26 protein-coding genes are annotated in these 25,678 nt (G+C 60.5%); 16 read left to right on the forward strand and 10 right to left on the reverse strand.

All coding sequences use genetic code 11. The features are described 5' to 3' along the window. The first annotated feature begins 43 nt into the window (after positions 1–43). The gene (locus L63ED372_RS01530) at positions 44–2,170 is read left to right on the forward strand and encodes a cytochrome c biogenesis protein ResB (protein WP_062402343.1); all 2,127 of its coding nucleotides are present in this window, start codon (positions 44–46) and stop codon (positions 2,168–2,170) included. Beyond that, the gene (gene ccsB, locus L63ED372_RS01535) at positions 2,167–3,477 is read left to right on the forward strand and encodes a c-type cytochrome biogenesis protein CcsB (protein WP_062402346.1); all 1,311 of its coding nucleotides are present in this window, start codon (positions 2,167–2,169) and stop codon (positions 3,475–3,477) included. Before L63ED372_RS01530 ends, ccsB begins: the two co-directional genes overlap by 4 nt. Positions 3,478–3,522: 45 nt before the next feature. Here ccsB and L63ED372_RS01540 read toward each other — a convergent pair whose 3' ends face one another. After that, positions 3,523–3,912 carry a response regulator transcription factor gene (locus tag L63ED372_RS01540; protein WP_062402350.1) on the reverse strand — a complete coding sequence of 130 codons (390 nt, stop codon included), beginning with the start codon at positions 3,910–3,912 and terminating at the stop codon, positions 3,523–3,525. Between the two features lie 223 nt (positions 3,913–4,135). Here L63ED372_RS01540 and msrP point away from each other — a divergent pair, with 223 nt between their 5' ends. Further along, positions 4,136–5,131 (forward strand): protein-methionine-sulfoxide reductase catalytic subunit MsrP, encoded by a 996-nt coding sequence (msrP, locus tag L63ED372_RS01545; RefSeq protein WP_062402353.1) that lies wholly within the window; start codon positions 4,136–4,138, stop codon positions 5,129–5,131. A 27-nt stretch (positions 5,132–5,158) separates the two neighbouring features. Next, positions 5,159–5,761 (forward strand): sulfite oxidase heme-binding subunit YedZ, encoded by a 603-nt coding sequence (locus L63ED372_RS01550; protein WP_062402356.1) that lies wholly within the window; start codon positions 5,159–5,161, stop codon positions 5,759–5,761. A 46-nt stretch (positions 5,762–5,807) separates the two neighbouring features. Here L63ED372_RS01550 and lysA read toward each other — a convergent pair whose 3' ends face one another. Next, the gene (gene lysA / locus L63ED372_RS01555) at positions 5,808–7,085 is read right to left on the reverse strand and encodes a diaminopimelate decarboxylase (RefSeq protein ID WP_062402358.1); all 1,278 of its coding nucleotides are present in this window, start codon (positions 7,083–7,085) and stop codon (positions 5,808–5,810) included. Positions 7,086–7,164: 79 nt separating this feature from the next. Further along, positions 7,165–7,377 carry an LPS translocon maturation chaperone LptM gene (gene lptM / locus L63ED372_RS16110; RefSeq protein WP_231624528.1) on the reverse strand — a complete coding sequence of 71 codons (213 nt, stop codon included), beginning with the start codon at positions 7,375–7,377 and terminating at the stop codon, positions 7,165–7,167. Between the two features lie 39 nt (positions 7,378–7,416). Between lptM and cyaY the strand changes: the two genes are divergently transcribed. Next, positions 7,417–7,746 carry an iron donor protein CyaY gene (gene cyaY, locus L63ED372_RS01560; protein WP_062402361.1) on the forward strand — a complete coding sequence of 110 codons (330 nt, stop codon included), beginning with the start codon at positions 7,417–7,419 and terminating at the stop codon, positions 7,744–7,746. A gap of 42 nt (positions 7,747–7,788) precedes the next feature. On the opposite strand, the gene L63ED372_RS01565 is transcribed toward cyaY, so the two are convergent. Continuing rightward, entirely contained in the window at positions 7,789–10,173 is a 2,385-nt protein-coding gene (locus L63ED372_RS01565) for a penicillin-binding protein 1A (protein ID WP_062407504.1), read from the reverse strand. Between the two features lie 185 nt (positions 10,174–10,358). Here L63ED372_RS01565 and L63ED372_RS01570 point away from each other — a divergent pair, with 185 nt between their 5' ends. From L63ED372_RS01570 to L63ED372_RS01615, 10 genes are all read left to right on the forward strand, one after another. Beyond that, positions 10,359–11,090 carry a hypothetical protein gene (locus L63ED372_RS01570; protein ID WP_156343529.1) on the forward strand — a complete coding sequence of 244 codons (732 nt, stop codon included), beginning with the start codon at positions 10,359–10,361 and terminating at the stop codon, positions 11,088–11,090. Next, positions 11,090–11,725: a PilN domain-containing protein gene (locus L63ED372_RS01575; protein ID WP_062402367.1), complete on the forward strand. Its 636-nt coding sequence runs from the start codon at positions 11,090–11,092 to the stop codon at positions 11,723–11,725. The genes L63ED372_RS01570 and L63ED372_RS01575 overlap by 1 nt, the downstream gene beginning before the upstream one ends. A 44-nt stretch (positions 11,726–11,769) precedes the next feature. Further along, positions 11,770–12,804, forward strand: coding sequence for a hypothetical protein (locus L63ED372_RS01580; protein WP_062402370.1), 1,035 nt, complete (start codon positions 11,770–11,772; stop codon positions 12,802–12,804). Positions 12,805–12,878: 74 nt separating this feature from the next. After that, entirely contained in the window at positions 12,879–14,261 is a 1,383-nt protein-coding gene (locus L63ED372_RS01585) for a type IV pilus secretin PilQ (protein ID WP_082431754.1), read from the forward strand. Positions 14,262–14,399: 138 nt separating this feature from the next. Then, a complete protein-coding gene (locus L63ED372_RS01590) occupies positions 14,400–14,951 on the forward strand; it encodes a shikimate kinase (RefSeq protein WP_062407506.1) in 552 nt (183 codons plus the stop codon). A 130-nt stretch (positions 14,952–15,081) separates the two neighbouring features. Continuing rightward, positions 15,082–15,828: a TetR/AcrR family transcriptional regulator gene (locus tag L63ED372_RS01595; protein WP_062402376.1), complete on the forward strand. Its 747-nt coding sequence runs from the start codon at positions 15,082–15,084 to the stop codon at positions 15,826–15,828. A gap of 45 nt (positions 15,829–15,873) precedes the next feature. Continuing rightward, positions 15,874–17,685, forward strand: coding sequence for an acyl-CoA dehydrogenase C-terminal domain-containing protein (locus tag L63ED372_RS01600; protein ID WP_062402378.1), 1,812 nt, complete (start codon positions 15,874–15,876; stop codon positions 17,683–17,685). 23 nt (positions 17,686–17,708) lie between these two features. Next, the gene (locus tag L63ED372_RS01605) at positions 17,709–18,149 is read left to right on the forward strand and encodes a DUF2147 domain-containing protein (protein ID WP_062402381.1); all 441 of its coding nucleotides are present in this window, start codon (positions 17,709–17,711) and stop codon (positions 18,147–18,149) included. Between the two features lie 62 nt (positions 18,150–18,211). Then, the gene (locus L63ED372_RS01610) at positions 18,212–18,976 is read left to right on the forward strand and encodes an enoyl-CoA hydratase (protein WP_062402384.1); all 765 of its coding nucleotides are present in this window, start codon (positions 18,212–18,214) and stop codon (positions 18,974–18,976) included. A 43-nt stretch (positions 18,977–19,019) separates the two neighbouring features. Next, positions 19,020–19,502, forward strand: a complete 483-nt coding sequence (locus L63ED372_RS01615) for a thioesterase family protein (RefSeq protein ID WP_062402388.1) — start codon at positions 19,020–19,022, stop codon at positions 19,500–19,502. A 13-nt stretch (positions 19,503–19,515) separates the two neighbouring features. Here the strand turns inward: L63ED372_RS01615 and L63ED372_RS01620 are convergent, their stop codons facing one another. Next, entirely contained in the window at positions 19,516–19,926 is a 411-nt protein-coding gene (locus L63ED372_RS01620; RefSeq protein WP_062402392.1) for an acyl-CoA thioesterase, read from the reverse strand. 41 nt (positions 19,927–19,967) lie between these two features. On the opposite strand from L63ED372_RS01620, the gene L63ED372_RS01625 reads away from it, so the two are divergent. Then, positions 19,968–21,806 carry an ABCB family ABC transporter ATP-binding protein/permease gene (locus L63ED372_RS01625; RefSeq protein ID WP_062402395.1) on the forward strand — a complete coding sequence of 613 codons (1,839 nt, stop codon included), beginning with the start codon at positions 19,968–19,970 and terminating at the stop codon, positions 21,804–21,806. A gap of 12 nt (positions 21,807–21,818) precedes the next feature. Here L63ED372_RS01625 and L63ED372_RS01630 read toward each other — a convergent pair whose 3' ends face one another. Genes L63ED372_RS01630 through paaA form a run of 5 tightly spaced genes read right to left on the reverse strand, consistent with a single transcriptional unit; the run spans position 21,819 to position 25,631 of the window. Further along, entirely contained in the window at positions 21,819–22,922 is a 1,104-nt protein-coding gene (locus L63ED372_RS01630; RefSeq protein ID WP_062402398.1) for a 2Fe-2S iron-sulfur cluster-binding protein, read from the reverse strand. A 24-nt stretch (positions 22,923–22,946) separates the two neighbouring features. Continuing rightward, the gene (gene paaD, locus L63ED372_RS01635) at positions 22,947–23,483 is read right to left on the reverse strand and encodes a 1,2-phenylacetyl-CoA epoxidase subunit PaaD (RefSeq protein ID WP_062402401.1); all 537 of its coding nucleotides are present in this window, start codon (positions 23,481–23,483) and stop codon (positions 22,947–22,949) included. 20 nt (positions 23,484–23,503) lie between these two features. Next, positions 23,504–24,286: a 1,2-phenylacetyl-CoA epoxidase subunit PaaC gene (paaC, locus tag L63ED372_RS01640; protein ID WP_062407508.1), complete on the reverse strand. Its 783-nt coding sequence runs from the start codon at positions 24,284–24,286 to the stop codon at positions 23,504–23,506. A gap of 8 nt (positions 24,287–24,294) precedes the next feature. After that, the gene (paaB, locus tag L63ED372_RS01645) at positions 24,295–24,603 is read right to left on the reverse strand and encodes a 1,2-phenylacetyl-CoA epoxidase subunit PaaB (RefSeq protein ID WP_062402405.1); all 309 of its coding nucleotides are present in this window, start codon (positions 24,601–24,603) and stop codon (positions 24,295–24,297) included. Beyond that, positions 24,600–25,631 (reverse strand): 1,2-phenylacetyl-CoA epoxidase subunit PaaA, encoded by a 1,032-nt coding sequence (gene paaA, locus L63ED372_RS01650; protein ID WP_062402408.1) that lies wholly within the window; start codon positions 25,629–25,631, stop codon positions 24,600–24,602. The genes paaB and paaA overlap by 4 nt, the downstream gene beginning before the upstream one ends. Between the last annotated feature and the right edge of the window lie 47 nt (positions 25,632–25,678).

Raw genomic sequence — 25,678 nt, forward strand, 5'->3', positions numbered from 1 at the left:
CTTTGTCCCGCCTTTCCTGTGTCAGCTTCATTTTTTACACCCCATGACGACTGTTGCATCCAGCCCTGAATCCGAGCGCAGCTCGCCCCGAGGGCAGGCCGTGATCGAGTTGCTGTCGTCCATGCGGTTTGCCATTTCCTTGTTGACGATCATTTGCATCGCCTCGGTGATTGGCACGGTGCTCAAGCAAAACGAGCCCACCAACAACTACATCAACCAGTTCGGACCGTTTTGGGCCGAGTTGTTTGCCACGCTCAAGCTCAACACCGTCTACAGCGCTTGGTGGTTTCTGTTGATTCTGGCCTTCCTGGTGGTCAGCACCAGTTTGTGCATCGCCCGCAACACGCCCAAGATCCTGGTGGACCTGAAAAACTACAAGGAAAACATCCGCGAGCAAAGCCTCAAGGCTTTCCACCACAAGGCCGAAGGCCATTTGAACGAAGCACCCGAGGCTGCGGCCAAACGACTGGGGGCTTTGCTGGCCACGGGTGGCTGGAAGGTGAAGCTGCAAGAGCGCGACACCCCGGCGGGCAAGGGCTGGATGCTGGCGGCCAAGGCGGGAGCGGCCAACAAGATCGGTTACATCGCGGCGCACTCGGCCATTGTGCTGGTGTGTGTAGGGGGCTTGCTCGACGGCGACTTGATGGTGCGTGCCCAGATGTGGTTGGGTGGCAAGGAAATTTACAACGGTGGCGGTCTGATCGCCGATGTGCCTGCGCAGCACCGCCTGTCCGAGCGCAACCCGGCCTTCCGAGGCAATTTGCTGGTGGCCGAAAACACCGCCTCGGGCACCGCCATCCTGAATCAGTCCAATGGCATCTTGCTGCAAGACCTGCCTTTTGTGATCGAGCTGAAAAAGTTCATCGTCGAGTACTACTCGACCGGCATGCCCAAACTGTTTGCCAGCGACATCATCATCCATGACAAGGCCACGGGCGAGAAGCAGGAAGCACGCGTCGAGGTGAACCACCCGGCCAGCTTCAAGGGCATCAACATTTACCAGTCCAGCTTTGACGACGGTGGCTCCAGTGTCAAACTGCAAGCTGTGCCCATGTCGGCGGCTACCAAAGCTTTTGAGGTCGAAGGCACCATCGGCGGCAGCACCGATCTGACCAATGGCAATGACAAACTGACCCTGGAGTTCACCGGGCTGCGCGTGATCAACGTGGAGAACATGTCTGGCGGCGCAGGCCCCGAGGGCACCGCAGTGGATGTGCGCAAGGTCGATTTGCGCAGCGCCATTGATGAGCGTTTGGGTGCGGGCCACAAAACCACCAAAACCAAAGAACTGCGCAACGTGGGCCCGAGCGTGAGTTACAAGCTGCGTGATGCGGCCGGTCAAGCGCGTGAGTACAACAACTACATGTTGCCCGTGGACACGGGTGACGGCGTGCCTGTTTTCTTGCTGGGCATGCGCGAAACACCCAGTGAGCCTTACCGTTACCTGCGCCCCCCTGCCGATGAAAATGGCGAGTTGACGGGCTTCATCCGCCTGCGTGCAGCCTTGGAGACCCCCGAGCTGCGTGACCGGGCGGTGCAGCGTTATGCCCGCAAGGCGGTGGATCCTCAGCGGCCCGAGTTGACCCGCCAATTGGCCGATTCGGCTGCGCGTTCACTGGGCCTGTTTGCCGGGCTGGAACAGGTGCAGGGCAAAACCGTGTCGGGCCTGCAGGCTTTGGCCGATTTTCTGGAATCGAATGTGCCCGAAGCCGAGCGCCCTCGCGCAGGCGAGATGTTTGTGCGCATTTTGAATGGGGCTTTGTTTGAGCTCGACGCCGTGGCTCGCGAACAAGCCGGGGCCAAACCCATGCCCGCTGATCAAGTTCAGGGCTTCATGTCGCAGGCGGTGCTTGCGCTGTCTGACGCCCCGTTTTACCCTGCGCCCATGACGTTTTTGCTGAAGGACTTCAAGCAGGTGCAAGCGAGCGTGTTCCAGGTGGCCAGGGCCCCCGGCCAGTCCATCGTTTACCTGGGCTGTGCCCTTTTGATCCTGGGTATTTTTGCAATGCTGTATGTTCGGGATCGTCGCTTGTGGGTTTGGCTCTCGCCACAAGGCGATGGCGCCCAGGCGAGTGTGGCCTTGTCGTCCAACCGCAAGACCATGGATGTAGACCGTGAATTTGACCAACTGAGTGCCCGCTTGCTGGGCCGCTCCGAGAAAACACCATGACGACTGTCACTTTGAATCCAGGTTATCTCTCCAGCCGCACGGCCATTGACTGGGGCTTTGCCCTGCTGGCGCTGCTCGGCACGGTGTTCGCGTTCACCCGATACCAGCACGCGATGGATGTGTACGAGCAGGCCATCCTGATCGGCAGTTTGCCCGCAGTGATCTGGCTGGCGTGGTTCTGGCGGCCCTTGCGCACCTTGATGCTGGTGGTCACAGGCCTGTCACTGCTGGCCATTTACCTCTACCAAGGTGATCTGGCCCGTTCCGAGCAGGTGTTCTTGCTCAAATATTTCCTCTCCAGCCAGTCGGCCATCCTGTGGATGAGCATCTTGTTTTTCATCAGCACGGTGTTTTACTGGGCGGGTGTGTTCATCCGTGGTCAGGGCGATGCCATGGAGTCTTTGGGCTCGCGCATGGCTTGGGTGGCGGTGGGTCTGGCCCTGATTGGTACTTTGGTGCGCTGGTATGAAAGCCATCAGTTGGGCCCGGACATCGGACACATTCCGGTGAGCAATCTGTACGAAGTCTTTGTCATGTTTTGCTGGATGACAACGGCCTTTTACCTGTACTACGAAGCGCAATACAAAACCCGCGCTTTGGGTGCATTTGTGATGCTGGTGGTCAGCGCGGCGGTGGGCTTTTTGCTGTGGTACACGCTGGTGCGTGAGGCGCACGAAATCCAGCCCTTGGTGCCTGCCCTCAAGAGCTGGTGGATGAAAGTCCATGTGCCCGCCAACTTCATTGGTTACGGCACCTTTGCCCTGGCGGCCATGGTGGCTTTTGCCTACCTGATCAAGCAACAAGCGACCGAGACCCGCTGGTACAAGCTGGCGCCTTTGTGGCTGTTGGGCATTGTGTTGTGTTTTGAGCCGGTGGTGTTCCGCCAATCGGCCAACGACCAGACCAGCAGTTACTGGATGGTCTACTTCGGGATCTCTGCCTTCATCGTGGCGGGTATTTTGCTGGGCCGTCGCCGCATTGCCGAGCGCCTGCCCTCGTTCGAAATCCTCGACGATGTGATGTACAAAGCCATCGCTGTGGGCTTTGCCTTTTTCACCATCGCCACCGTGTTGGGCGCTTTGTGGGCGGCCGAGGCTTGGGGCGGATACTGGAGCTGGGACCCGAAAGAGACTTGGGCCCTGATCGTGTGGCTGAACTACGCCGCCTGGCTGCACATGCGCCTCATGAAGGGCTTGCGTGGCACCGTGGCCGCTTGGTGGGCCTTGGTGGGCTTGGGCATCACAACCTTTGCCTTCTTGGGCGTGAACATGTTCCTGAGTGGCCTGCACAGCTACGGTACTTTGTAAGTCCGGGGGCTCAGCCCCTCTGTTGGCTGCCAAGTCCCTGGCCGATCAGTGGAACTGCTGGTCGTACAAAGTCAGGCCTTGGGCCACCGCGTTGAGCAGGTCCTCGGTCCTGAAGGGTTTCCACAAAAAGGTGACCGCGTCCGATTTCTGCGCCGCCAACGTGTCTTGTGGCAGGCTCTCGCCGCTCATGAAAATGACCGGAGTTGGGTCGCCTGTTTTGACCATCCATGCCTGCAGCTCAACACCCGTTATTTTGGGCATGCGCACATCGAGCAGCATCACACGCCGCTCGGTCACGGGGGGTGCACTCAAATAAGCTTGGGCACCCTCGTGGGTGCGGACCTTGAAGCCACGGGCCTCCAGAACTAGCTGCAACATGCGCCGGATGTCTGCATCGTCATCAACGACTTCGATCAAAGCGGGGTTCAACATCATCCTTCGTGAAAAATGAAGATTTATTTTAACGACAGATGAAGGGACTTGGCTTATCGTGCGAGCGCCTGCGCAGTCCACCCAGCGGCGATGCTTCATGCCGATGCGGGTTAGCCCTGAGGATGGTCCAGTTTGCATCTTGTTTCAGGACGTTTGGCCCCTTTGTGCAAAAGTGATCAAGACCGTTCACAATGAAAGGGCGATATTTCACCAGCAGGCCTATCCCATGATCATCCGCTCTTCATCTTCTGGATTTTTGCACCCTGTGCCCAGCGACATCACCAGCCAGGTGGCATACCAATCCCGCCGCGACCTGATGCGACAGCTTGCAGCCGGTTCTGCGGGATTGGCTTTGGCGGGTTGGGCGATGCGCGATGCACAAGCCCAAATGGCCCGGCCCGGGCAATTGCCAGCGCTGGCTTCGGTTCCCTCCAAGCTGAGCGGCGCCATGGTGCTGGACAAACCCACGCCCTACAAAGACGCCACCACCTACAACAACTTCTATGAATTCGGCACCGACAAGGGTGATCCCGTCAAGCGGGCCCACACCCTCAAGACCGATCCCTGGAGTGTGGAGATAGAGGGGCTGGTGAATAAACCTGCCCGTGTGAACCTGGAAGACCTGATGAAGTGGGGCGCCATGGAAGAGCGCATCTACCGCTTGCGCTGTGTGGAAGGCTGGTCCATGGTGATCCCATGGGTGGGCTATTCCATGGCCGATCTGATCCGCCGTGTGGAGCCCTTGCCGGGTGCGAAGTTTGTGGAGTTTGTGACCCAGGCCGACCCCAAAACCATGCCGGGTTTGCGATCCAGTGTGCTGGACTGGCCCTATGTGGAAGCCCTGCGCATGGACGAAGCCATGCACCCGCTCACCCTGCTGGCTTTTGGCATGTATGGCGAGGTGATGCCCAAACAAAACGGGGCACCGCTGCGTCTGGTCGTGCCTTGGAAATACGGCTTCAAGAGCGGCAAGAGCTTGGTCAAAATCCGTTTCACCGACAAGCAGCCGGTCACGTCTTGGGAGAAATCCGCGCCGCAAGAATACGGTTTTTATTCCAACGTGAACCCGAATGTGGACCACCCGCGTTGGAGCCAGGCCACCGAGCGGCGCATTGGCGAAGATGGTTTGTTGGCCAAAAAGCGCAAAACACTGATGTTCAACGGCTATGAGGCTCAGGTGGGGCAGATGTACGCGGGCATGGACCTGAAAAAGTTCTTCTGATGCCGCTGCGGGAAAAGTCTTGAGGACATGAGGGCGGCGCTGCGTCATCCCGCCGCGTGGTGGGCTTTGCTGGTGCTCGGCTGTATGCCCTGGGCCTGGCTGCTGGCGCAAACCCTGCTGGACCAACTTGGCCCCAACCCCGCGGAAGCCCTGATCCGAGCCACCGGCGACTGGACACTGCGCAGCCTGTGTGTGGTGCTGGCCGTGAGCCCTTTGCGCACTTGGTTGGGCTGGCCCGAGTTGATGCGTTTTCGCCGCATGCTGGGTTTGCTGGTGTTTGGTTACGCCAGCTTGCACCTGCTGTGCTATGCCTGGTTCGACATGGGCTTTGATCTGGCCGACACGCTGCAAGACATCACCAAGCGCCCCTTCATCTGGTTGGGTTTCAGCGCCTTTGTGATTTTGTGGGCGCTGGCTGCCACCTCTTTCAACCGAGCCGTGCGCTGGCTGGGCGGCAAACGCTGGCAAGTGCTGCACCGAGGCGTTTATGCCGTGGCTGTGCTCGCTGTGCTCCACTTTTGGTGGATGAGGGCGGGCAAACAGGACTTTGCCGAGGTGTTGGTCTATGCGGGCATCTTGGCCGCTTTGCTGGGCTGGCGTTGGCTGCGGCGCTCAGCACGGCGACCCTGAACACTTGTCAAACGCTGTGCTGGCGCTTGACAGGCGCTTTTGCATTTCAGACCAGTTGTTCCAGAGCAAAAGTGTCGAACGCCGATTCGCGTTGGCGGATCAGGTGCGCTTGGGTGCCATCGACCAGAACCTCGGCGGCGCGGCCACGGGTGTTGTAGTTGCTGGCCATGCTCATGCAGTAAGCGCCTGCAGACAGCACGGCCAGCACGTCACCCGCTTGTACCTGCAGCTGGCGGTCGCGGCCAATCCAGTCGCCGCTCTCGCACACGGGGCCCACCACGTCATACACCGCAGCTTCGCCTGAGCGCGGCTTGACCGGAACGATCTGGTGGAAGGCTTGGTACATGGCCGGGCGGGGCAGGTCGTTCATCGCAGCGTCGACGATGCAGAAATTCTTTTGTTCGCCGGGCTTCAGATACAGCACCTCTGTCAGGCACACACCCGCGTTGCCCACCAAAGAGCGGCCCGGCTCGATCATCAGCTGGCGCTGGCCGTAGCCGCGTGCGTCCAGCTTGGCCAGAAGTTGCGCCCACAGCGCATCGGCTTGTGGTGGGGTGTCGCCGTTGTAGTTGATGCCCAAACCACCACCAAAATCGATGTGGTGAATCGGGATGCCTGCTGCTTCGATGTCGGCCACCAGGTCCAGCACGCGGTCCATGGCGTCCAGGTAGGGGGTGGTCTCGGTGATTTGTGAGCCGATGTGGCAATCAATGCCCACCACCTTGAGCCCCGGCAGGCTGGCCGCGTGGCGGTAGGCCCGCAGGGTGTCTTCGTGTGCAATTCCGAATTTGTTGCCCTTGAGGCCGGTGGAAATGTAGGGATGCGTTTTGGGGTCGACGTTGGGGTTCACGCGCAGACTGACCGGGGCGATTTTTCCCATGCCCATCGCCACTTCGCTGAGTACATCGAGTTCGGCAACACTTTCGACGTTGAAGCAACCGATGCCCACTTGCAGGGCCTGTTTCATTTCGTGGCGGGTTTTGCCCACGCCTGAAAAAATGACTTTGGCCGGATCGCCACCAGCCGCCAGCACGCGGGCCAGCTCGCCGCCAGAGACGATGTCAAAGCCACAACCGGCTTCGGCAAACACCTGCAAGATGGCCAGACTGGAGTTGGCCTTCATGGCGTAGCAAATTTGTGCCTGGCGCCCGGCAAAGCCGCGCTGGTAAGCGGCCAGGGCCGACAGCATGGCCGCTTTGGAGTAGACGAACAAGGGTGTGCCATGTTCGTGGGCCAATTGGGACAGCGCCACGCCCTCCACATGCAGCTGGTTGCCCGCATAGGCGATGTGGGGTTGTCCTGGGAGTGCGGTGGTGGCGGTCATGGCTTGAAATTTGGGAGGTGAATGGAGGCAACAAAAAAGGCGGGTGTGAACAGGGCTTGGCGCTGGGCGAGTGTTGATCTCAAGGCGCGGCAGCAGGGACCGGTTGGGCTTTGTTGGACCGGGTGCTTGCATCAGGAGCGCTGCTGGAAGCAGGTGCAGACGAGCCAAACGGGTCAAGGGTTTGGGGCAAGGTGGCACGCCCGGCCGAAGCGGGCGTGGTGGGCAGGACCAGTGGACCCCGCTGACCGCAAGCGCTCAATACGGCCGCACCGCCAACAAGGGCATGCAGCATGACTAGAATCTTCATCACCTTCAACATGCTGCGATTGTAATGACCGACCTTGAATTTCTGGACCAAGCTGAACGCCTTCTGGCGGGCGTAGAGATCAGCTGCGATCGCCTCAACGACGACACCGATGCAGATGTGGACAACCAACGGGTGGGCGGCATGATCACTTTGACGTTTCCCAACCGCAGTCAGATCGTGATCAATCTTCAAAAGCCCCTGCACGAAGTGTGGCTGGCGGCCCGCTGCGGTGGCTTTCACTACAAGTTTGACGGCACCCACTGGCAAGACACCAAGGGTCAAGGTGAGTTCTGGCAGAGCCTGTCGCGCTACGCCTCGGAGCAATCAGGTCAGGACTTGACGTTCAAGCCCTGAGTGCCCAGAGCAACGGGCGCTTTTAAAAACCGCAAGTGCGGTTCAATTTCTGAACAAATCGAGTATCCGCTTGCGCTCTTCTTCGGGGGGGATGGCATCTGCCTGGCTGCTGTTGTCTTTGTTGCCCAGTGAGGAAATGCCGTTGCCGCCTGAAAACTCTGAATACACCCAGTCTCCACCCATTTGCAACAAGCCTTCGGCCGGTGTGGGCTCGGTGATGGGCAGGTTGCGCAGGGCCGTTTCCATGTACCTGATCCACACAGGCAAGCTCAGCCCGCCGCCAGTTTCTCGATCACCGAGCTTTCGGGGCGTGTCGTAACCGATCCAGACCACGGCAGCGAGCCGAGGGTGGTAGCCTGCAAACCAGGCGTCCATGGCATCGTTGGTGGTGCCGGTTTTGCCGTAGATGTCGGGTCGTTTGAGGGTTGCTTGTGCACGGGCTGCGGTGCCCGAGCGTGTGACTTCTTGCATGAGGCTGGTCATGACAAAAGCGTTGCGCTGGGGAATCGCGCGTTGTGAGGCTTCGTTGATTTCAGGCGGAGGGCTGTCGACCAAGAGGCGATCTTTGTAGTCGGTGATGCGGTTGATCAGGTGAGGGCTGACCAAGTAGCCGCCATTGGCAAAAACCGAATAAGCCGTGGCCATCTGCATGACCGTGACCGAGCCTGCGCCCAAAGCCATGGTCAAGTAAGGCGGGTGTTTGTCGGCGTCAAACCCAAAGCGGGTGACCCACTCTTGGGCCGGACGGGTCCCCACCGATTGCAAGACCCTAATCGAGACCATGTTCTTGGACTTGGCCAAGCCGGTGCGCAAACTCATGGGGCCATCAAATTTGCCATCGTAGTTTTTGGGCTCCCAGGGCTGGCCGCCGGTCACGCCGCCATCAAAAAACAAGGGCGAATCGTTGACCATGGTCGCGGGAGACAAGCCTTTTTCCAAGGCCGCGGAGTAAATGAAGGGCTTGAAGCTGGAGCCCGGCTGTCGCCAAGCTTGGGTGACGTGGTTGAATTTGTTTTTGGCAAAGTCAAAGCCGCCAACCAGCGCTCGGATGGCCCCAGTTTGAGGGGTCAAGGCCACAAAGGCACCTTCGACCTCGGGCGACTGGGTAAGTTCCCATTGGCCCTTGGGCAGTTGAACAATGCGGACCACAGCACCTTTGCGAATGCGTTTGGCTGCTGGGGCTTTGTCAGACAGGCCCGATTGAACGGGGTTGAGGCCCTCGCCGGTGATGGTGATTTGTTCGCTGTTTTGTCGGACCACCACCACTTTTTTAGGGGAGGCCTCCAAAACAACGGCTGACATCAAGTCGCCATTGTCTGGGTGGTCTTCCAAGGTCTCGTCAATCAGGTCTTCGACCAGCTTGGGATCGTTGGGCAAGGTGATGAATTTTTCGGGTCCACGGTATACCTGACGTCGCTCGTAGTCCAGCAGTCCCTGGCGCAAAGCCTGGTAGGCGGCCATTTGATCCTGCGACTGGATGGTGGTGTAGACATTCAGGCCGCGCGTGTAAGTGTCTTGACCGTACTGGGCAAACACCATTTGCCGGACCGTTTCCGCGACAAATTCGGCGTGCAGATTTTTTTTGTTGCCCGCTGTTTTCAAAGCCAAAGGCTCGGCTTTGGCTTGAGCCGCCTGGCGGGCGGTGATGTAGCCGTTTTCCTCCATGCGCTCGATGATGTAGAGCTGGCGTGAGCGGGCACGTTTGGGGTTGGCGATGGGGTTGAAGGCCGAGGGCGCTTTGGGCAGCCCGGCCAGCATGGCTGCTTCGGCAATCGAGATGTTTTTGAGTGATTTGCCAAAGTAGGTCTCTGCCGCCGATGCAAAACCGTAGGCACGATTGCCCAAGAAGATCTGGTTCATGTAGATCTCCAGAATCTGGTCCTTGGTCAACAGGTGTTCGAGTTTGTAGGTCAGCAGGATTTCGTAAATTTTGCGGGTGTAGGTTTTCTCGGATGACAGGTAGACATTGCGTGCCACCTGCATGGTGATGGTGGACGCGCCTTGGCTTTTCAAGCGTCCGATGTTGGCAATGCCTGCCCGCAAAATGCCCAAATAATCCACACCACCATGGTCATAAAAGCGGTTGTCCTCAATGGACAACACCGCATCTTTCATGATTTGCGGGATTTCTTTGATTGGGGTGAGGTTGCGGCGTTCCTCGCCAAATTCGCCCATCAGTTGGCCATCGGCCGTGAACACGCGCAAAGGCAATTTGGGTTTGTAATCGGCCAGGTCTGAGATGTCTGGCAAGTTGGGGTAAGCCGTCACCATGGCCACGCCCACGACCATCAGCAAACAAAACAAACCTGCACCAAGCAAGCCCATGGCCCACAAGGCCAGCCTGACCAGCCATGCCGACGCGCCGAGGCCGGGTGGTTTGCTTGGCGGTCTTTGGGAGGTGTCCGGTGGGGTGTCTTGTTGAGGCATAGGGCTGGATTGTGCGGCGGCCATCGAATGATCGGACGCCTTGCATTATAAAAAGCTCGGGCTGTTGCACGAGAGACACTCAGCAAATTTGAATACTTTAAGTATAAAAATGGATTGTTCACCCACAAATATCATGTTACAAAACCTGTCAAAACAAGCCATCCTTGGCTTGGACAGGGGGGGGCATGCCATCTTGGTCTCGGTTTTGGCAGCGTGTAGCCCATCGTCCGGTGCGACAGGCTTGGGGCTTGGCCTGTGACGGGGCGGGTTGGGCCTTGGTGGGCTTGTCATGGCACAAAGCAGTGGGCGTTCGGGTGGACACCACAGAGAAAATCGCCACCGCCAATGATCCGCCAGGGTCCGGTTTCGGCTGGGGTCTGAGCCAAGTGGGTGGGCGCTCGCGCCAGCGGGTTTCTGTGGGCTTGGCCGAAGACGAGTTGATCGCCGGGGTGCTGGTGCTGCCTGCGCAACTGCCCCGTGATGATTGGGCCAGTGAGGTGCAGCTGGAAGTGGCTCAGTTGCTGTGCTTGGCACCCGATGAAGTCAATTTTGATTTTCAACCCGACCCGGTGAGTGATGGCCTGTTGTCCCGTGTGCATTGGGTGGGTTGTGATCAGGCCCGGATTCGGGCGATCCGCGACGGTGTGCGCATGGCGGGTTGGCGGCTCGACAGCGTAGAGCCCGCCAGTCACGCTGCCCACCGTGCGGTCTGTCACCTCAAAGGGGGTCTCGACAGCTTGCTCACGCAAGCGCCACAAGACTGGCAATTTGACTTGACTCCCCATCTGGGAGTAGGCCACAACCTGCCCTCTGGTGCGTTCGATGCGGCGGCTGACCCGGTCTTGAGGCAGGCTTTGCAATCCACCGCAGGGCCGCGTCTGGTGGCCTCGGGTCTCGCCCTCAAAGCTTGGCTGTGATGATGGTCTTTAACCTGTTGCAATACCCGGCCTTGGTCAGTCAGCGCCGAAGCATTCACAGAAGGTGGACCTCATGGGCTGGCTTGTTGGCAGGCAGCCTTGTGGCCGTTGGGGTGGTGCTTCAGGTGCAGGAAAAACAAGAGCGACTGTCGCAAGAGCGTGCCTTGTTGGACTCTCGTTTGCAGCTCGCTCAGAACCAGCTGGCTTCGGACAAGGCTCTTCAGGCGCAGCGCAACACTTGGCAGCAGCAAGATGCGCATCTTCAGTTGCTCATTGCGCAGCAACGGCGCTGGGAGGCTTTGTTCCAGGCCCTCTTGCAGGAAACAGGGCCAGACACCGTGCAGCTGCAGCGACTGCAGTTCGATGCGCAAACGCTGGAGTTGCACGGCCAGGCCAAGGATGCGCAGCGCATGGCCTTGGCGCGTGCGCGTTTGTCGTTGCCAGGGCTTGCGCCTTCGCCAGAAGTCGCTTGGATGCTGGTCAGCATGGTGAACGCCTCAGTCACAGACAAGGAGCTTGCACCTGCTGCTTTGGAATTTGTATGGCGGACCGATTGGCCACAGGTGGGCTCGGCTGCCCTGTCAGCACCTCCAGTGCAAAACCCGCAGTCCGATCGGCTCAAGGAGCGGCCATGATGCGATGGCGGTCATGGACATGGTCAGGGTCTTGGACGGCTTGGGTGCCAGCTTGGCAATTGAGTTGGCCCAAGCTGTGGCGTGACCGGTGGCGCTGGCTGGCTCGCCGCTGGGGGTTTGCCTTGGCTGGCTTCGCGGCAGGGTTGCTCGGGGTGGGCAGTTGGCAGCACAAGGACCTGGAAGCGCTGTGGGAAAGCCAGGCGCAGGTGGACGATCTGCAAAAGAAACTCCAAGAGCATCTGCAACAAGCGCAGTCCAAGCAGACGCTTGTTGCTGCCCCAGCTTTGACCCCGCAGACGGGCCCACCCCTGGTCAAGGCGGGCTGGCCAGTACAAGGCACACAGGCTGCCGTCTGGCTGCAACTGGAGCGTTTGGTGGTTCAACACGGCTTGCGATGGATGTCCTTGCAGCTGGAGTCCCCCAGCACCATGGGCCATTGGCCGAGTCAGACGGCAGCGTTGCGGCTTCAGGGCCGTTTTGAGGATTGGGTGCGGGTGTGGGCTGCAATGAACGCCCGAGGTCCACTCTGGGGAATGGAGCGCTTGCGCATCACGCCCCAAGAGGGCGGGGTGGCCGTGGATGCTGTGCTGCGCCTGTGGTTGTCGCCAGGGCCTGTACAAGCCAATGTGTCCACAGAGTTGATGCAGGTCGATGGGCCGGTGGTCTTGCGGGTCGGTGCGGGCGCACCTGTTTTTGTCCCAACGGCTTCGCTGCCAGCGAGTGCATCTGTTGTGAGCGCGGGTCTCAATGACGAGGTTCTTGGGTCTGTGTCTGCAGGCATCTCGACCCGGTCCGGCACTTTGGCACCAGACAGCCAGGCAGCGGCCTCGACCATGGGGTCGCTTTCACCCGACCCTGCCGACTGGCCTTTGGCGCAGGTCCGTTTGGCGGGCGTGTGGCAGTCTGGCCCCTCTGCACAGCCCATTTTGCAAGCGGGGCCGCACTGGGTGCCTGCCCGTGTGGGGCAGCGTATTGGGCCCCATGGCCATGTGGTGCACAGCATCCATGCCGAAGACGTGCATTTGCGCACTGCACAAGGCGCGGTGTGGGTGATCGGTTTGGAAAAGGCAAAACCATGAAGTTCAATCCACTCTCTTGGCTTGTCCCACGCGGCCCAGTGTGGCGCTCTGTGCTGTATTTGGGGTGCTTGTGCATGGTGACTGACTCTGGGGCACAAACCCCCCAGTCGCCCAAGCCCGAGGGCTCGATCGAGGCCCCATCCAGCAAGAGCGCTTGGGTACGCCACCCCGTGGACGACCATCGTCCCATCAGCCTGAACTTTCAGAATGTCGAAATCAGCACCCTGCTGCAGGTGTTTGCCGAGTTCACCGGCTTGAACCTGGTGGCGACCGACAGTGTGAAAGGGCAGGTGACCGTGCGCCTGACCGATGTGCCCTGGCCCCAAGCATTGAACATTGTGTTGCAGTCCAAAGGTCTGGCTTCGCGTCAAGACGGGCGTGTGCTGTGGGTGGCCCCGCAGCACGAATGGGCCCAGCGCGAAAAAATGCAGCTCGATGCCCAAGCCGCGCTGGAAGCAGTGAGCCCGGTGCAAACGATGAGCATGCGCCTGCAATATGCCCGAGCCACCGATGTCGCCCAGCGCTTGCAAGGGGCTGGATTGGGTGGAGGTGGCCGCTGGCTCAGCGGCCGTGGCAGTGTGCTGGCCGAGCCGCGGACCAACCAGTTGTTCATCTCTGACTTGCCCCAGCGCTTGGCAGAGGTTCAGAAACTGGTGGCCCAGTTGGATATTCCGGTGCGGCAGGTGCTGATCGAAGCCCGCATCGTCGAAGCGGATGACCAGTTCGGGCAATCGCTGGGTGTGCGATTGGGCGCGGGACTGGCGGTCCCTTTGCGTGTGAACCAGCGTGCCAACACCTTGGCGGTCGGGGCGGGCAATGCCGAGACCGGCGCTGGGGTGGTGACAGGCAACCAAGTCAAGCTGCCGGCGGGCTCGGCGGGGCAGACCCTGAACACCCCCGCCAGTTTTGCTGTGTCCTTGTTCAACGCAGCGGCCGACCGGTTCATCAACGTGGAGATTTCTGCGCTGGAAGCCGATGGGCGGGGCAAGGTGGTCTCGCGCCCGCGGGTGGTCACGGCCGATCAGACCAAGGCCTTGATTGAGCAAGGTACCGAGTTGCCTTACCAGACCGCCTCGGCCAGTGGTGCGACCTCGATCACCTTTCGCAAAGCCAACCTGAAGCTCGAGGTCACACCCCAAATCACGCCCGATGGCTCGGTGGTCCTGGAGGTGGATGTCAACCGCGACAGTGTGGGCCAGGTCACCCCAGCGGGGTTTGCCATCAACACCAAGCATGTCAAAACCCAGGTGCGGGTCGAGGACGGTGGCACCGTGGTGTTGGGTGGCATCTACGAGGAAACCGACCGCAACAACGAGGCCAAGGTGCCGGGCTTGGGGGACGTGCCGGGCTTGGGCTGGTTGTTCAAGAACCGCGACCAGACTCGGCGCAAAAGCGAGTTGCTGATTTTTCTCACGCCCCGTGTCATGGCCGACGGCCCGGTGGCCGTGCCGCCATGAGGCGAGTGTCGACCTGGGTCTGTCTGTTCATGCGGCTGTTCAGGCCAAGGTCCCAAAGCACCTCGAATACACTTGATGACCCTGCCCCCCAGACCCAGCCTTGGGGGCTGACGCTGACCATTTATGCAAGAGACTTCCTTGAGCATCATCTTTGTGGGCCTTCCCGGCTCCGGCAAAACCACCATTGGCCGCCAATTGGCGCGTCGTCTGGGCTTGCCCTTTGTCGACTCTGACCATGTGATCGAGCACCGCCTGGGCTGCTCGATCAGAGAGTTTTTTGCGCGCGAGGGTGAGGACAGTTTCCGGGATCTCGAGCAAGAGGTGATTGATGAGTTGACCCAAACGCACCACGGCGTGATTGCCACTGGTGGCGGGGCGGTATTGCGTGAGTCCAATCGCCGCCACATGCACGAACGCGGTCAGGTGATTTACCTGCGTTCCACGCCGGAAGATGTGTTCAGACGCGTGCGGCACGACAATGCCCGCCCTTTGCTCCAGGTGGACGATCCGCTTGGTCGTTTGCGCACCTTGTTCGAGGCGCGTGACCCGCTTTACCGTGAAGCGGCGCACTTTGTGATCGAAACCGGCAGACCCTCCGTGGCCATGTTGGTCAACATGATCTGCATGCAGCTGGAGTTGGCGGGGCACTTGCCCATGAGAAACTCAGCCGGACACTCCGCCCGAACCTGAGTGTTTCACCGCTTTGCGCCGAAAAACGGCCCATCCGAATGCCCTCTGATTTACCCTGATTTCGGCGGGTGCATGGGCTCATTCCCCAAAATTGGTGCAAAATAGAACGGTCGTTCTTTTTTGAGGCGCCATGACCGTTCCAAAACCCCCCTCCAAAGTTGAAGGCTCGCCTGCGCCCGAGGCGGGCCGTCGTGTGCTCATCAAGGGCCAGCAAACCAAGGCCGTGATCATCGACGCGGCCCTGGGTTTGGCTTCGCAGATTGGCCTAGAAGGTTTGTCCATTGGCGCTGTGGCTGAAGTCACTGGCATGAGCAAGTCGGGCGTTTTTGCCCATTTTGGCTCACGCGAAGAACTCCAAATATCCGTCATCCGTGAATACCATGACCGTTTTGAGGCCGAGGTTTTCTACGCCGCCATGCAAAAACCCAGAGGTCTGCCCCGCCTGCAGGCCTTGTTTGACAACTGGATGGTGCAGACCTCGGCCGAGATCGATTCGGGATGCATCTACATCAGCGGTGCGGTCGAGTTTGACGACCGCACGGGCCCGGTGCGCGATGCCCTGGCCTCCTCGGTCTCTACCTGGCAAACCGCTTTGCGCCGGGCCGTCGAGCTGGCCCAGGCCGAAGGCCAGCTCAGCCGCGTGTCAGATGCCCATCAGATCGCCTTTGAAATCCATGGCCTGATTCTGGCGTTGCATTACGAGGCACGTTTCTTGCGCAACCCCAACGCTGCCGATCGCGCCCGCCAAGGTTTTCAGCACATTCTGTCTCGTTATGCCGACACCAACACGCTGCCCGCCTCCACGTCAGTGGGTGCGGCCAAGCCCCCCAAGTTGTTGGCAGAGCCCAAGTCCCGCCGCAAACTGGACAAGGCCTGATTTTTCCCGATCTTTCCCCCCAACACCGATTCAAGGAGTCCGCTCATGCCCGTCTACAACCCGCCCCTTCGCGACATGCAGTTTGTTTTGCATGAGCTGCTCAATGTGAGTGCCGAACTCAAGGCCTTGCCCCAGCACGCCGACACCGACGCCGACACCATCAACGCGGTGCTCGAAGAAGGTGGCAAATTCGCCGCCGAGGTGATCTTCCCCATCAACATCTCGGGTGACACCCAGGGCTGCAGCCTCAACCGCGACACCCACGAGGTCAAAGCACCCGATGGTTTCAAAGAAGCCTATGCGCAGTACGTTGCCGGTGGCTGGCCCGCGCTCAGCTGCGACCCCGAGTTCGGTGGTCAGGGCCTGCCCTTTGTGGTCAACCAGTGCTTTTACGAAATGCTCAACTCGTCCAACCAAGCTTGGACCATGTACCCGGGCCTGAGCCACGGCGCTTACGAGTGCCTGCACGCCCACGGCACACCCGAGCAAAAAGCCCTGTACCTGCCCAAGCTCACCAGCGGCGAATGGACCGGTACCATGTGCCTGACCGAGCCGCATTGCGGCACAGACCTCGGCATGCTGCGCACCAAGGCCGAGCCGCAAATCGATGGCACCTACAAGCTCAGCGGCCAAAAGATTTTCATCAGTGCGGGCGAACACGACCTGGCCCCCAACATCGTGCACCTGGTGCTGGCCCGTTTGCCCGATGCGCCTCCCGGCAGCAAAGGCATCAGCCTCTTCATCGTGCCCAAGTTCCATGTGGCCGCCGACGGCAGCATCGGCGAGCGTAACGGCATCTATTGCGGTGGCCTGGAGCACAAGATGGGCATCCACGGTAACGCCACTTGCCAGATGGTGCTCGATGGCGCCGTGGGCACCTTGGTGGGCCAACCCAACAAGGGTTTGGCGGCCATGTTTGTGATGATGAACGCCGCCCGCCTGGGCGTGGGCAACCAGTCGCTGGGTCTGACCGAAGTGGCTTACCAAAACGCCCTGGCCTACGCCAAAGACCGCGTGCAAATGCGCTCGCTCACGGGTGTCAAAGCGCCCGGCAAACCGGCCGACCCGATCATCGTGCACCCCGATGTGCGCCGCATGCTCATGACCGCCAAGGCCTACGCCGAAGGCGGCCGCGCCCTGGCCTGCTACTGCGCCCTGCTGCTCGACAAAGAGATCAACCACCCCGACGAAGCCGTGCGTGCCGAGGCCGCCGAAGTCGTGGCCCTGCTCACGCCCATCGTCAAAGCCTTCACCACCGACAACGCTTGGGAAGCCACATCGGCCTGCCAGCAGGTGTTTGGCGGTCACGGCTACATCAAGGAGTGGGGCATGGAGCAGTACGTACGCGACGCCCGCATTAACATGATTTATGAGGGCACCAACACCATCCAGTCGCTCGACTTGCTGGGCCGCAAAGTGCTGGGCAACCAGGGCGCCACGCTCAAGAAGTTCGGCAAACTGGTGGAGCAACTGGTCAAGGCCGAAATGGCCAACGAAGCCATGGGCGAGTTCATCCAACCGCTGGCCGATTTGGGCCAAAAACTCACGCAGCTCACGGGCGAAGTGGGCATGAAAGCCCTGAGCAACGCCGACGAAGTGGGCGCCGCCGCGGTGGACTATTTGCGTGTGGTGGGCCACCTGGTGTTGGGTTACTTCTGGGCCCGCTCGGCACAAATCGCTTTGGCTAAATTGGCCGAGGCCGAAGAAGAAGCCCAGCGCCCCGATCCGTTCTACCAAGCCAAACTACAGACTGCGCGTTTTTACTTCACCCGCCTGATGCCCGAAACTTCAACCCTGATGCGCCGCATCCGCGCGGGCAGCGATGTGCTGATGGACACCGACGCCGCGCTGGCATGACCCAACTTTTCAGGAGCACCCCTATGACAAACATTTTCCGAGCCAGCGCCCTGGTGGTCATGGGCTGCATGGCCCTGGCAGCTCAGGCCAACAGCCCCGTGGGCCGCTGGCACACGATCGACGACAAAACCGGCGAGACCAAAAGTGTGGTCACCATCGAAGAAGCAGGCGGTGTGCTGCGCGGCAAAGTCAGCCAGATTCTGCGCAAAGATGCAGACCCAGCGGCCAAGTGTGGTCTGTGCAAAGACGACCGCAAGGACCAGACCATTTTGGGCATGGAAATCATCCGGGGCGTGAAGAAGTCGCCCGGCAATGAGTATTGGGACGGAGGCGACATCCTGGACCCGGAAGAGGGCAAGCTGTACCGCGTGCGACTGACGCCCATCGAGGGCGGCGCGAAACTGCAAGTGCGCGGTTTCCTTGGCCCCTTTTGGCGCAACCAACTGTGGGTCAAGGCCCCCTGACCTTTTCCTATCCCAAGCCGCCGCCCAACAGGGCGGCCTTTTCATTTTGAGGCGAGAGCACCATGTCTGACATCCTGACCCACACCGACGCGGGGGTGATGACCATCACTTTCAACCGACTGGACAAAAAGAACTCCATCACCTCGTCCATGTACGCGGCCATGGCCGACGCTGTGGCCCAGGCCGCGGCCGATCCTGCCGTTCGTGTCGTGGTGTTTCAGGGGCACGAAAGCATCTTCAGTGCGGGCAACGACATTGGCGACTTTTTGAACCAGCCGCCCAGCACATCAGAGTCGCCCGTGTTCCGCTTTTTGCGCGGCATCGCCACTTTCGAAAAGCCACTGCTCGCCGCTGTGGCCGGACCTGCGGTGGGCATCGGCACCACCATGCTGTTCCATTGCGACCTGGTCTATGCCGGTGACAACGCGGCGTTCTCCATGCCTTTTGTCAACTTGGGTCTGTGCCCTGAGGCGGCCTCGAGTTTTCTCGCGCCGCGCATGTTCGGCTACCACCGCGCCGCCGAAGCCCTGCTCATGGGCGAGCCCTTTTTTGCCGAAGCTGCGCAAGAAGTCGGCTTGGTCAACCGCGTGGTGCCGCCCACCGAGGTCAACGGCTACGCGCAGGCGCAAGCCCGCAAGCTGGCCGCCAAACCTTTGACTTCACTGATTGCCACCAAGCGCCTCATGAAGGGCGGTGATCAGCAAGCCGTGCTGCAAAAGATGGACGAAGAAGGCCGAGACTTTGGCCGCATGCTGCGCGAGCCCGCTGCCAAAGAGGCGTTTGGTGCTTTCATGGAAAAGCGCAAACCTGATTTTTCTAAACTTTGAAGGCTGGGGTTGCCGAGCGCGGTTCTTCCCTAGAATCACAGGCATGCCCCACCGATCACCTGCCCCCGTCGTTCTGGAACCCGAGTACATCGAAGGTTTTCGCCAGATCTACGAAGAAAAAATCGTCTTCAACAAAACCTTGGGCTTGAAGCTCGTCAAGGTCAGCCCCGAGGGCGTGGAGGCCCGCATCGACATGCGTCCTGAGTTGGTTGGCCATTTCGCCTACAACCGCATCCACGGTGGTGTCATCAGCGCCGTGCTCGATGCGATTGGCAGCGCGGCGGTGATGGCGGCATTGGCCGCCAAACACATGGATGAGGCACCCGCCAAACGCCTGGAGCGTTTCGCCAAGCTGGGCACCATCGACTTGCGGGTGGACTACCTGCGCCCGGGCATTGGTGAGCACTTCACCATCACCGCCAACGCCTTGCGTGTGGGCTCGCGTGTGGGGTCATCGCGCATGGAGTTTTGTGGGCCCGACGGCACCTTGATGTCGACCGGCGCTGCCGCTTACATCGTGTCCTGAGCCCTTGGGCGATTCACTCCGCAGGCACAGGCCTGGGCTTGCCTTGGGCATCCACGGCCACATAGGTCAGGTTGGCTTCGGTGACCTTGATGTACTGACCCTGCAATTGAAAGCGTTCGGCAAAGACTTCCACCTTGACGGTGACCGAGGTGCGCCCCACGCGCACAATGCGCGAGAAAAACGACAGGATGTCGCCCACCTTGACGGCCTGTTTGAAGATGAACTCGTTGACGGCCACGGTGACCATGCGCCCGCGCACACGCCGCGCGGGCAATACCGCACCCGCCAAGTCGACCTGGGCCATGACCCAGCCGCCAAAGATATCGCCACTCGCATTGCAGTCGGCGGGCATGGGGATGACCTTGAGCACCAGCTCTTGGTCGGTGGGCAAAGACACGGTGTTCGGGTGTGAGGTGTCAGACATGGGCACAATCGGTGGTTAACGTCAAAACTGGATTGTCCCTTATGCGCCACCACGGCGAAACCGCTGCCCCAGCCTCTTCTCAGGTCCCTGGCGCCAAGCCCGGCGCTGCCATCCCAACGCCGACGAGCAACGACTGGAAAACCTTGTCGCGTCTTTTGCCTTATTTGTGGCAATACAAATGGCGTGTGGTCATTGCCCTCAGCCTCATGGTGTGCGCCAAGCTCGCCAACGTGAGTGTGCCCCTGCTGCTCAAGGAGCTGGTCGATGCCATGAGCCTCAAACCCGGCGATCCACAAGCGGTGTTGGTGGTGCCCGTGGCCTTGTTGGTGGGTTACGGCGCTTTGCGCTTGATGACGTCCGCCTTCACCGAATTGCGCGAGCTGGTGTTTGCCAAAGCCACACAAGGCGCGTCGCGCAGCATCGCTTTGCAAACCTTTGAGCATTTGCACGCTTTGAGCCTGCGCTTCCATTTGGCCCGGCAAACGGGCGGGATGACACGCGACATCGAGCGCGGCGTGCGCGGCATCGAGTCGCTGATTTCGTATTCCCTCTACAGCGTCATTCCGACCTTGATTGAAGTGGGTTTGGTGCTGACGATTTTGGCGGTCAAGTTCGACGCCTGGTTCGCGGGCATCACCTTGGCGGCCTTGGCGCTTTACATTGTCTTCACGGTGCGTGTCACAGAGTGGCGCACGCAGTTTCGCAAGCAAGCCAACGAGTTCGATTCGGCGGCCCACACGCGGGCGGTTGACTCGCTCTTGAACTACGAAACCGTCAAATACTTTGGCAATGAGCGATTCGAGGCGGGCCGCTACGACGAAAGCCTGGAGCGCTTGCGCTTGTCGCGTTTGAAGGCACAAACCTCCTTGTCCTTGCTCAATACCGGGCAGCAGCTCATCATCGCGTCGGCCTTGGTGGCCATGCTCTGGCGGGCCACTGAAGGTGTCGTAGCCGGACGCATGACTTTGGGCGACTTGGTCATGATCAACGCTTTCATGATCCAGCTCTACATCCCGCTCAACTTTTTGGGTGTGCTCTACCGCGAGATCAAACAAAGCCTGACCGACCTGGACAAGATGTTTGTGCTGATGGACCGCGAGCGCGAAGTGGCCGATGCGCCGGGTGCGCAGGCGCTGGCTTTGCAAGGTGCGCCCGATGTGGTGTTTGACCGCGTGTCGTTCGCTTACGAAAGCAATCGTCCGATCCTGAAAGACATCAGCTTCACCATCCCTGCAGGCAAAACCGTGGCGGTGGTCGGGCCTTCGGGTTCGGGCAAGTCGACGCTCGCGCGTTTGATGTTCCGTTTTTATGACGTGCAGCAAGGCAAGATCTGCATCGCGGGCCAGGACATCCGGCAGGTCACGCAAGCGAGTGTGCGCCAGGCGCTGGGCATCGTGCCGCAAGACACAGTGCTGTTCAACGACACGGTGGCCTACAACATTGCCTATGGCCGCCCCGGCGCCAGCCAAGCCGAGGTTCAAGGCGCGGCGCGTTCGGCCCGCATCCACGACTTCATCGCCTCCACGCCCAAGGGTTACCAAACCTCGGTGGGTGAGCGCGGGTTGAAATTGTCAGGCGGTGAAAAGCAGCGCGTGGCGATTGCCCGAACCTTGCTCAAAGACCCACCGATCTTGGTGTTCGATGAAGCCACCTCGGCGCTGGACTCGGCCAACGAACGCGCGATTCAATCTGAACTGGCCAGCGTGGCGCAAAACAAAACCACTTTGGTGATTGCGCACCGCCTGTCCACGGTGGTCGATGCGCACGAAATTTTGGTGATGGAAGGGGGCCAAATCATCGAGCGGGGCAACCACGCCGAGCTGCTGGCCCAACAAGGCCGCTATGCCAGCATGTGGGCGATGCAGCAGTCGGGCGAGTGAACGGGCGCTATTTCAGCGCTCGTCGAAACTGATCACCACGCGCTCGCTGGTGGGGCGGGCTTGGCAAGACAGGATGAAGCCTTGCTCGACTTCGGGCTTTTCGAGCGTGAAGTTCTTCTCCATCTCGGTTGTGCCTTCCATGACCTTGCAGCGGCAGGTGCAGCACACCCCGGCTTTGCACGAATACGGCAGGTCCAAGCCCAGCGACAAGGCGATGTCCAAGATTTTCTCATTGCGGTTCATCGGCATGTCGTAAGGCTTGCCGTCCAGCACCACGGTGAGTTGCACTTCACCTTGCTCGCGGGTGGCGGGGTGGCCCAGCACGGCTTGGCTGCGTTGCTCAGGCGTCAAAGCATCGAGCCTGGGTGAGCTGAAGCGCTCGGTGCGGATGCGCTCGGCTTTCACGCCTGCGGTCAGCAGCGCCTGCTCGGTGGCTTCGATCATGGCTTCGGGGCCGCACACAAACACCTCGTCCATGCTGCCCACGGGTAAAAACGCGTCGATGATGGCTTGCACTTTGGCGGCGTCGATGCGGCCTTCTAACAGAGGTACTTCTTGTGCCTGGCGCGAGAGCACATGGATCAAGGTCAGGCGCGAGGGGTAGCGGTCTTTCAGGTCTTGCAGCGCTTCGTTGAACATCACGCTGTCCATGCGGCGGTTTCCATAGACCAAGGTGAATTTGCTGTCGGGCTGCTCTTCCAGGGTGCTGGACAAAATCGACAAGATGGGCGTGATGCCCGAGCCTGCTGCAAAACCCACGCGGTGGATGGCGCGGGGGCGTTGCACCATAAAACGACCATCGGGCGGCATCACACGCAGGGTGTCGCCTGCTTGGAGTTGGGTGGCAGCCCAGTTGGAGAAGACACCGCCTTCGACGGGCCGAATGCCCACTTCAAGAATGCCGTTGTTTTGCAACTGGCTGCGGGCCGAGCTGATGGAGTAGCTGCGGCGCACATCGGCGCCGTTGATGTCCGCACGCAGGGTCAGGAACTGACCCGGCTGGAAGTCGAAGCTGCTGCGCAGATCGGCAGGGACGTTCAGCGTGATCGCCACAGCACCAGCCGCTTCGGGGTTGACGCGTGCGATCGGGAGGTCATGAAATCGGGGTGCTGGCATGGTGCTTCACGGCGACAAGGCCGCTCAGTAAGGTTTGAAGTAATCGAAGGGCTCCATGCAGGCCAGGCACCGGTAAAGGGCCTTGCATGCGGTCGAGCCGAAATGGGAGGTTTCGGTGGTGTTGGCCGAGCCGCATTGTGGGCAGTTCACCACTTCGGACTTGGTGCCGCGTGCTGCGAACTGCACCACACTGGCCCCGCCTGAGGAAGGGCTGGCGCAGGCGTGCGGCGGGGCAATGCCGTAGGCACGCAGTTTGTCCTTGGCGGCCTCGCTCATCCAGTCGGTGGTCCAAGCGGGTGCCAGTTGTGTGACCACGCGGCCTTGCAGGCCGTGGGCTTGCAGCAAAGCTTTCACGTCGTCCTCGATCGCGCCCATGGCCGGGCAGCCGCTGTAGGTGGGCGTGATGACCACCTCCAGCCCTGCGTCACCTGCCCGCACGTCGCGCAAGATGCCCAGCTCGCGCAGGGTGACCACCGGAATTTCCGGGTCGGTCAAGCCGTCGAGCAGGGTCCAGGCACGGGCCACATCGGCGGGGCTGGGCTGCGAGGTAAGGGTGGGCATGGCTTGGATTGGCTTGGGGCTTACCAGGTGGCCTGCGGGTGGGCGCGTGCCAGGCTTTGCATTTCGGCCAGCACAAAACCCAGATGCTCGGAATGGAGGCCTTGTTTGCCTGTGGGCACAAAGCCACCATCGGCCGGACGCTGCAGGGTGGCCTCTTGCAGGGCTTCATCCACGATCTGGTTCCAGTCGTTTTGCAAAGCGGCCAAGTCGACGCCCGTGCCGTTGGCCAGCGCGGCGGCTTCATGCGGGCTGCTGGCCCAAAATTCCTGGGTGTAGGGCAGCAGCTGGTCAACGGCCGCTTGCGCTTTGGCATGGGACTCGTTGGTGCCGTCGCCCAGACGCACCAGCCAGTCGCGAGAATGGCGAAGGTGGTAGCGGACTTCTTTGAGTGACTTGGCGGCAATCGCGGCCAGTTGCGCATCCTTGGAGTTTTGCAGCTGGTCCCAGACCAGCACCATCAGGCTGCTGTACAAAAAGTTGCGCGCCATGGTCATGGCGAAATCGCGGTCGCCTTGGGCGGTGGCCGACATCAAGGGCATGTGCGGCAATTCGCACAAGGTGTAGTTCTTGAAGTCGGGCACGTCGCGGAAGTACGCCAGCGTGTCTTCGGTGGCGCCGCCGCCTTGCAGCTCGGCCGCGTGCTGGTAAAGCATGCGGGCTTGGCCCACCAGGTCCAGGCTGTTGTTGGACAGCGCGATGTCTTCTTCGAGGATGGGGCCGTGGCCACACCATTCGGCGTTGCGCTGTCCGAGGATCAGCGCGTTGTCGGCCAGGTGCAGCAGGTAATCAACGGGGGCGTTCATGGCGGCGCTCACATGTGACCGACTTCGTCGGGGATCACATAAAAAGTGGGGTGGCGGTACACCTTATCGCTGGCCGGATCGAAAAATTCGGGCTTGTCATTGGGCTCACTCGCCGAGATGCTGGCCGAGGGCACGACCCAGATGCTCACGCCTTCTTGGCGGCGGGTGTAGACATCACGCGCCATTTGCAGGGCGTGCTCCGAATCAGATGCGTGCAGGCTGCCGCAGTGCTTGTGCTCAAGGCCTTGCTTGGATCGGACAAAAACTTCCCATAGGGGCCATTCTTTCAATGCGGCGGTGTTGGTGGTGGTGTTCATGCTGCTTCCTTCAATTGGCGAGCTTGTTGTTTGCGTGCGTGGGCAAGCGCGGCTTCGCGCACCCAAGCGCCGTCGTTCCAGGCCTTGACGCGGGCACCCAAGCGCTCCTTGTTGCAAGGGCCGTTGCCGTTCACGGTGGCCCAGAACTCGTCCCAGTCGATCTGGCCGTAGTCGTGGGCTTGACGCTCTTCGTTCCACTTCAGGTCGGGGTCCGGCAAGGTCACACCCAGCACCTTGGCTTGCGGCACGGTGGCGTCCACAAACTTCTGGCGCAGGTCGTCGTTGCTGATGCGCTTGATGCCCCAGCGCATGCCTTGTGCGCTGTTGGGGCTGTCGGCGTCGGGCGGTCCGAACATGGCCAGGCACTTCCACCACCAGCGGTTCACCGCGTCCTGCACCATTTCTTTTTGCTCGGCCGTGCCTTGCATCATCACCAGCAGGGCTTCGTAGCCTTGGCGCTGGTGGAAGCTTTCTTCTTTGCACACCCGCACCATGGCGCGGGCATAGGGGCCATAAGAGCAGCGGCACAGGGGCACCTGGTTCATGATGGCCGCGCCATCGACCAGCCAGCCGACCACGCCCACATCGGCCCAATTGAGCGTGGGGTAGTTGAAGATGGAGCTGTATTTGGCTTTGCCGCTGTGCAGGGCGTCGAGCATTTGGTCGCGGCTGGTGCCCAGAGTTTCAGCGGCGCTGTAGAGGTACAGGCCGTGACCGCCTTCGTCTTGGACCTTCGCGATCAGGATGGCTTTGCGCTTCAAGCTGGGCGCGCGGCTGATCCAGTTGCCTTCAGGCAGCATGCCCACGATTTCGCTGTGGGCGTGTTGGCTGATCTGGCGCACCAAGGTTTTGCGATAGGCCTCAGGCATCCACTCGCGGGGCTCGATGCGGCCGTCGGCGTCGATGCGGGCATCAAAGGCCGCTTGCAATGCAGCGTCTTGGGCATTCAGGGCTTTGGGGACGGCCTTCAGACTGGCCGATTTGGCGTCCTCGGTTCCGTCCGGGACGCTGAAAGATTGCGTGTACATGGGCTTCTCCTGCGCCAAACAGGATGGAATGATCGCGGCGCAGGTGC

Origin of the sequence: Limnohabitans sp. 63ED37-2 (assembly GCF_001412535.1) — a bacterium.
Taxonomy (GTDB): Bacteria; Pseudomonadota; Gammaproteobacteria; order Burkholderiales; family Burkholderiaceae_C; genus Limnohabitans_A.

What these genes read in the sequence shown, in the direction of transcription:
- L63ED372_RS01530 (WP_062402343.1), top strand. Translation starts at nt 44, where the DNA reads ATGACGACTGTTGCATCCAGCCCTGAATCCGAGCGCAGCTCGCCCCGA.
- ccsB (WP_062402346.1), top strand. Translation starts at nt 2,167, where the DNA reads ATGACGACTGTCACTTTGAATCCAGGTTATCTCTCCAGCCGCACGGCC.
- L63ED372_RS01540 (WP_062402350.1), bottom strand. Translation starts at nt 3,912, where the DNA reads ATGATGTTGAACCCCGCTTTGATCGAAGTCGTTGATGACGATGCAGAC.
- msrP (WP_062402353.1), top strand. Translation starts at nt 4,136, where the DNA reads ATGATCATCCGCTCTTCATCTTCTGGATTTTTGCACCCTGTGCCCAGC.
- L63ED372_RS01550 (WP_062402356.1), top strand. Translation starts at nt 5,159, where the DNA reads ATGAGGGCGGCGCTGCGTCATCCCGCCGCGTGGTGGGCTTTGCTGGTG.
- lysA (WP_062402358.1), bottom strand. Translation starts at nt 7,085, where the DNA reads ATGACCGCCACCACCGCACTCCCAGGACAACCCCACATCGCCTATGCG.
- lptM (WP_231624528.1), bottom strand. Translation starts at nt 7,377, where the DNA reads ATGCTGCATGCCCTTGTTGGCGGTGCGGCCGTATTGAGCGCTTGCGGT.
- cyaY (WP_062402361.1), top strand. Translation starts at nt 7,417, where the DNA reads ATGACCGACCTTGAATTTCTGGACCAAGCTGAACGCCTTCTGGCGGGC.
- L63ED372_RS01565 (WP_062407504.1), bottom strand. Translation starts at nt 10,173, where the DNA reads ATGCCTCAACAAGACACCCCACCGGACACCTCCCAAAGACCGCCAAGC.
- L63ED372_RS01570 (WP_156343529.1), top strand. Translation starts at nt 10,359, where the DNA reads ATGCCATCTTGGTCTCGGTTTTGGCAGCGTGTAGCCCATCGTCCGGTG.
- L63ED372_RS01575 (WP_062402367.1), top strand. Translation starts at nt 11,090, where the DNA reads ATGATGGTCTTTAACCTGTTGCAATACCCGGCCTTGGTCAGTCAGCGC.
- L63ED372_RS01585 (WP_082431754.1), top strand. Translation starts at nt 12,879, where the DNA reads ATGGTGACTGACTCTGGGGCACAAACCCCCCAGTCGCCCAAGCCCGAG.
- L63ED372_RS01595 (WP_062402376.1), top strand. Translation starts at nt 15,082, where the DNA reads ATGACCGTTCCAAAACCCCCCTCCAAAGTTGAAGGCTCGCCTGCGCCC.
- L63ED372_RS01600 (WP_062402378.1), top strand. Translation starts at nt 15,874, where the DNA reads ATGCCCGTCTACAACCCGCCCCTTCGCGACATGCAGTTTGTTTTGCAT.
- L63ED372_RS01605 (WP_062402381.1), top strand. Translation starts at nt 17,709, where the DNA reads ATGACAAACATTTTCCGAGCCAGCGCCCTGGTGGTCATGGGCTGCATG.
- L63ED372_RS01610 (WP_062402384.1), top strand. Translation starts at nt 18,212, where the DNA reads ATGTCTGACATCCTGACCCACACCGACGCGGGGGTGATGACCATCACT.
- L63ED372_RS01615 (WP_062402388.1), top strand. Translation starts at nt 19,020, where the DNA reads ATGCCCCACCGATCACCTGCCCCCGTCGTTCTGGAACCCGAGTACATC.
- L63ED372_RS01620 (WP_062402392.1), bottom strand. Translation starts at nt 19,926, where the DNA reads ATGTCTGACACCTCACACCCGAACACCGTGTCTTTGCCCACCGACCAA.
- L63ED372_RS01625 (WP_062402395.1), top strand. Translation starts at nt 19,968, where the DNA reads ATGCGCCACCACGGCGAAACCGCTGCCCCAGCCTCTTCTCAGGTCCCT.
- L63ED372_RS01630 (WP_062402398.1), bottom strand. Translation starts at nt 22,922, where the DNA reads ATGCCAGCACCCCGATTTCATGACCTCCCGATCGCACGCGTCAACCCC.
- paaD (WP_062402401.1), bottom strand. Translation starts at nt 23,483, where the DNA reads ATGCCCACCCTTACCTCGCAGCCCAGCCCCGCCGATGTGGCCCGTGCC.
- paaC (WP_062407508.1), bottom strand. Translation starts at nt 24,286, where the DNA reads ATGAACGCCCCCGTTGATTACCTGCTGCACCTGGCCGACAACGCGCTG.
- paaB (WP_062402405.1), bottom strand. Translation starts at nt 24,603, where the DNA reads ATGAACACCACCACCAACACCGCCGCATTGAAAGAATGGCCCCTATGG.
- paaA (WP_062402408.1), bottom strand. Translation starts at nt 25,631, where the DNA reads ATGTACACGCAATCTTTCAGCGTCCCGGACGGAACCGAGGACGCCAAA.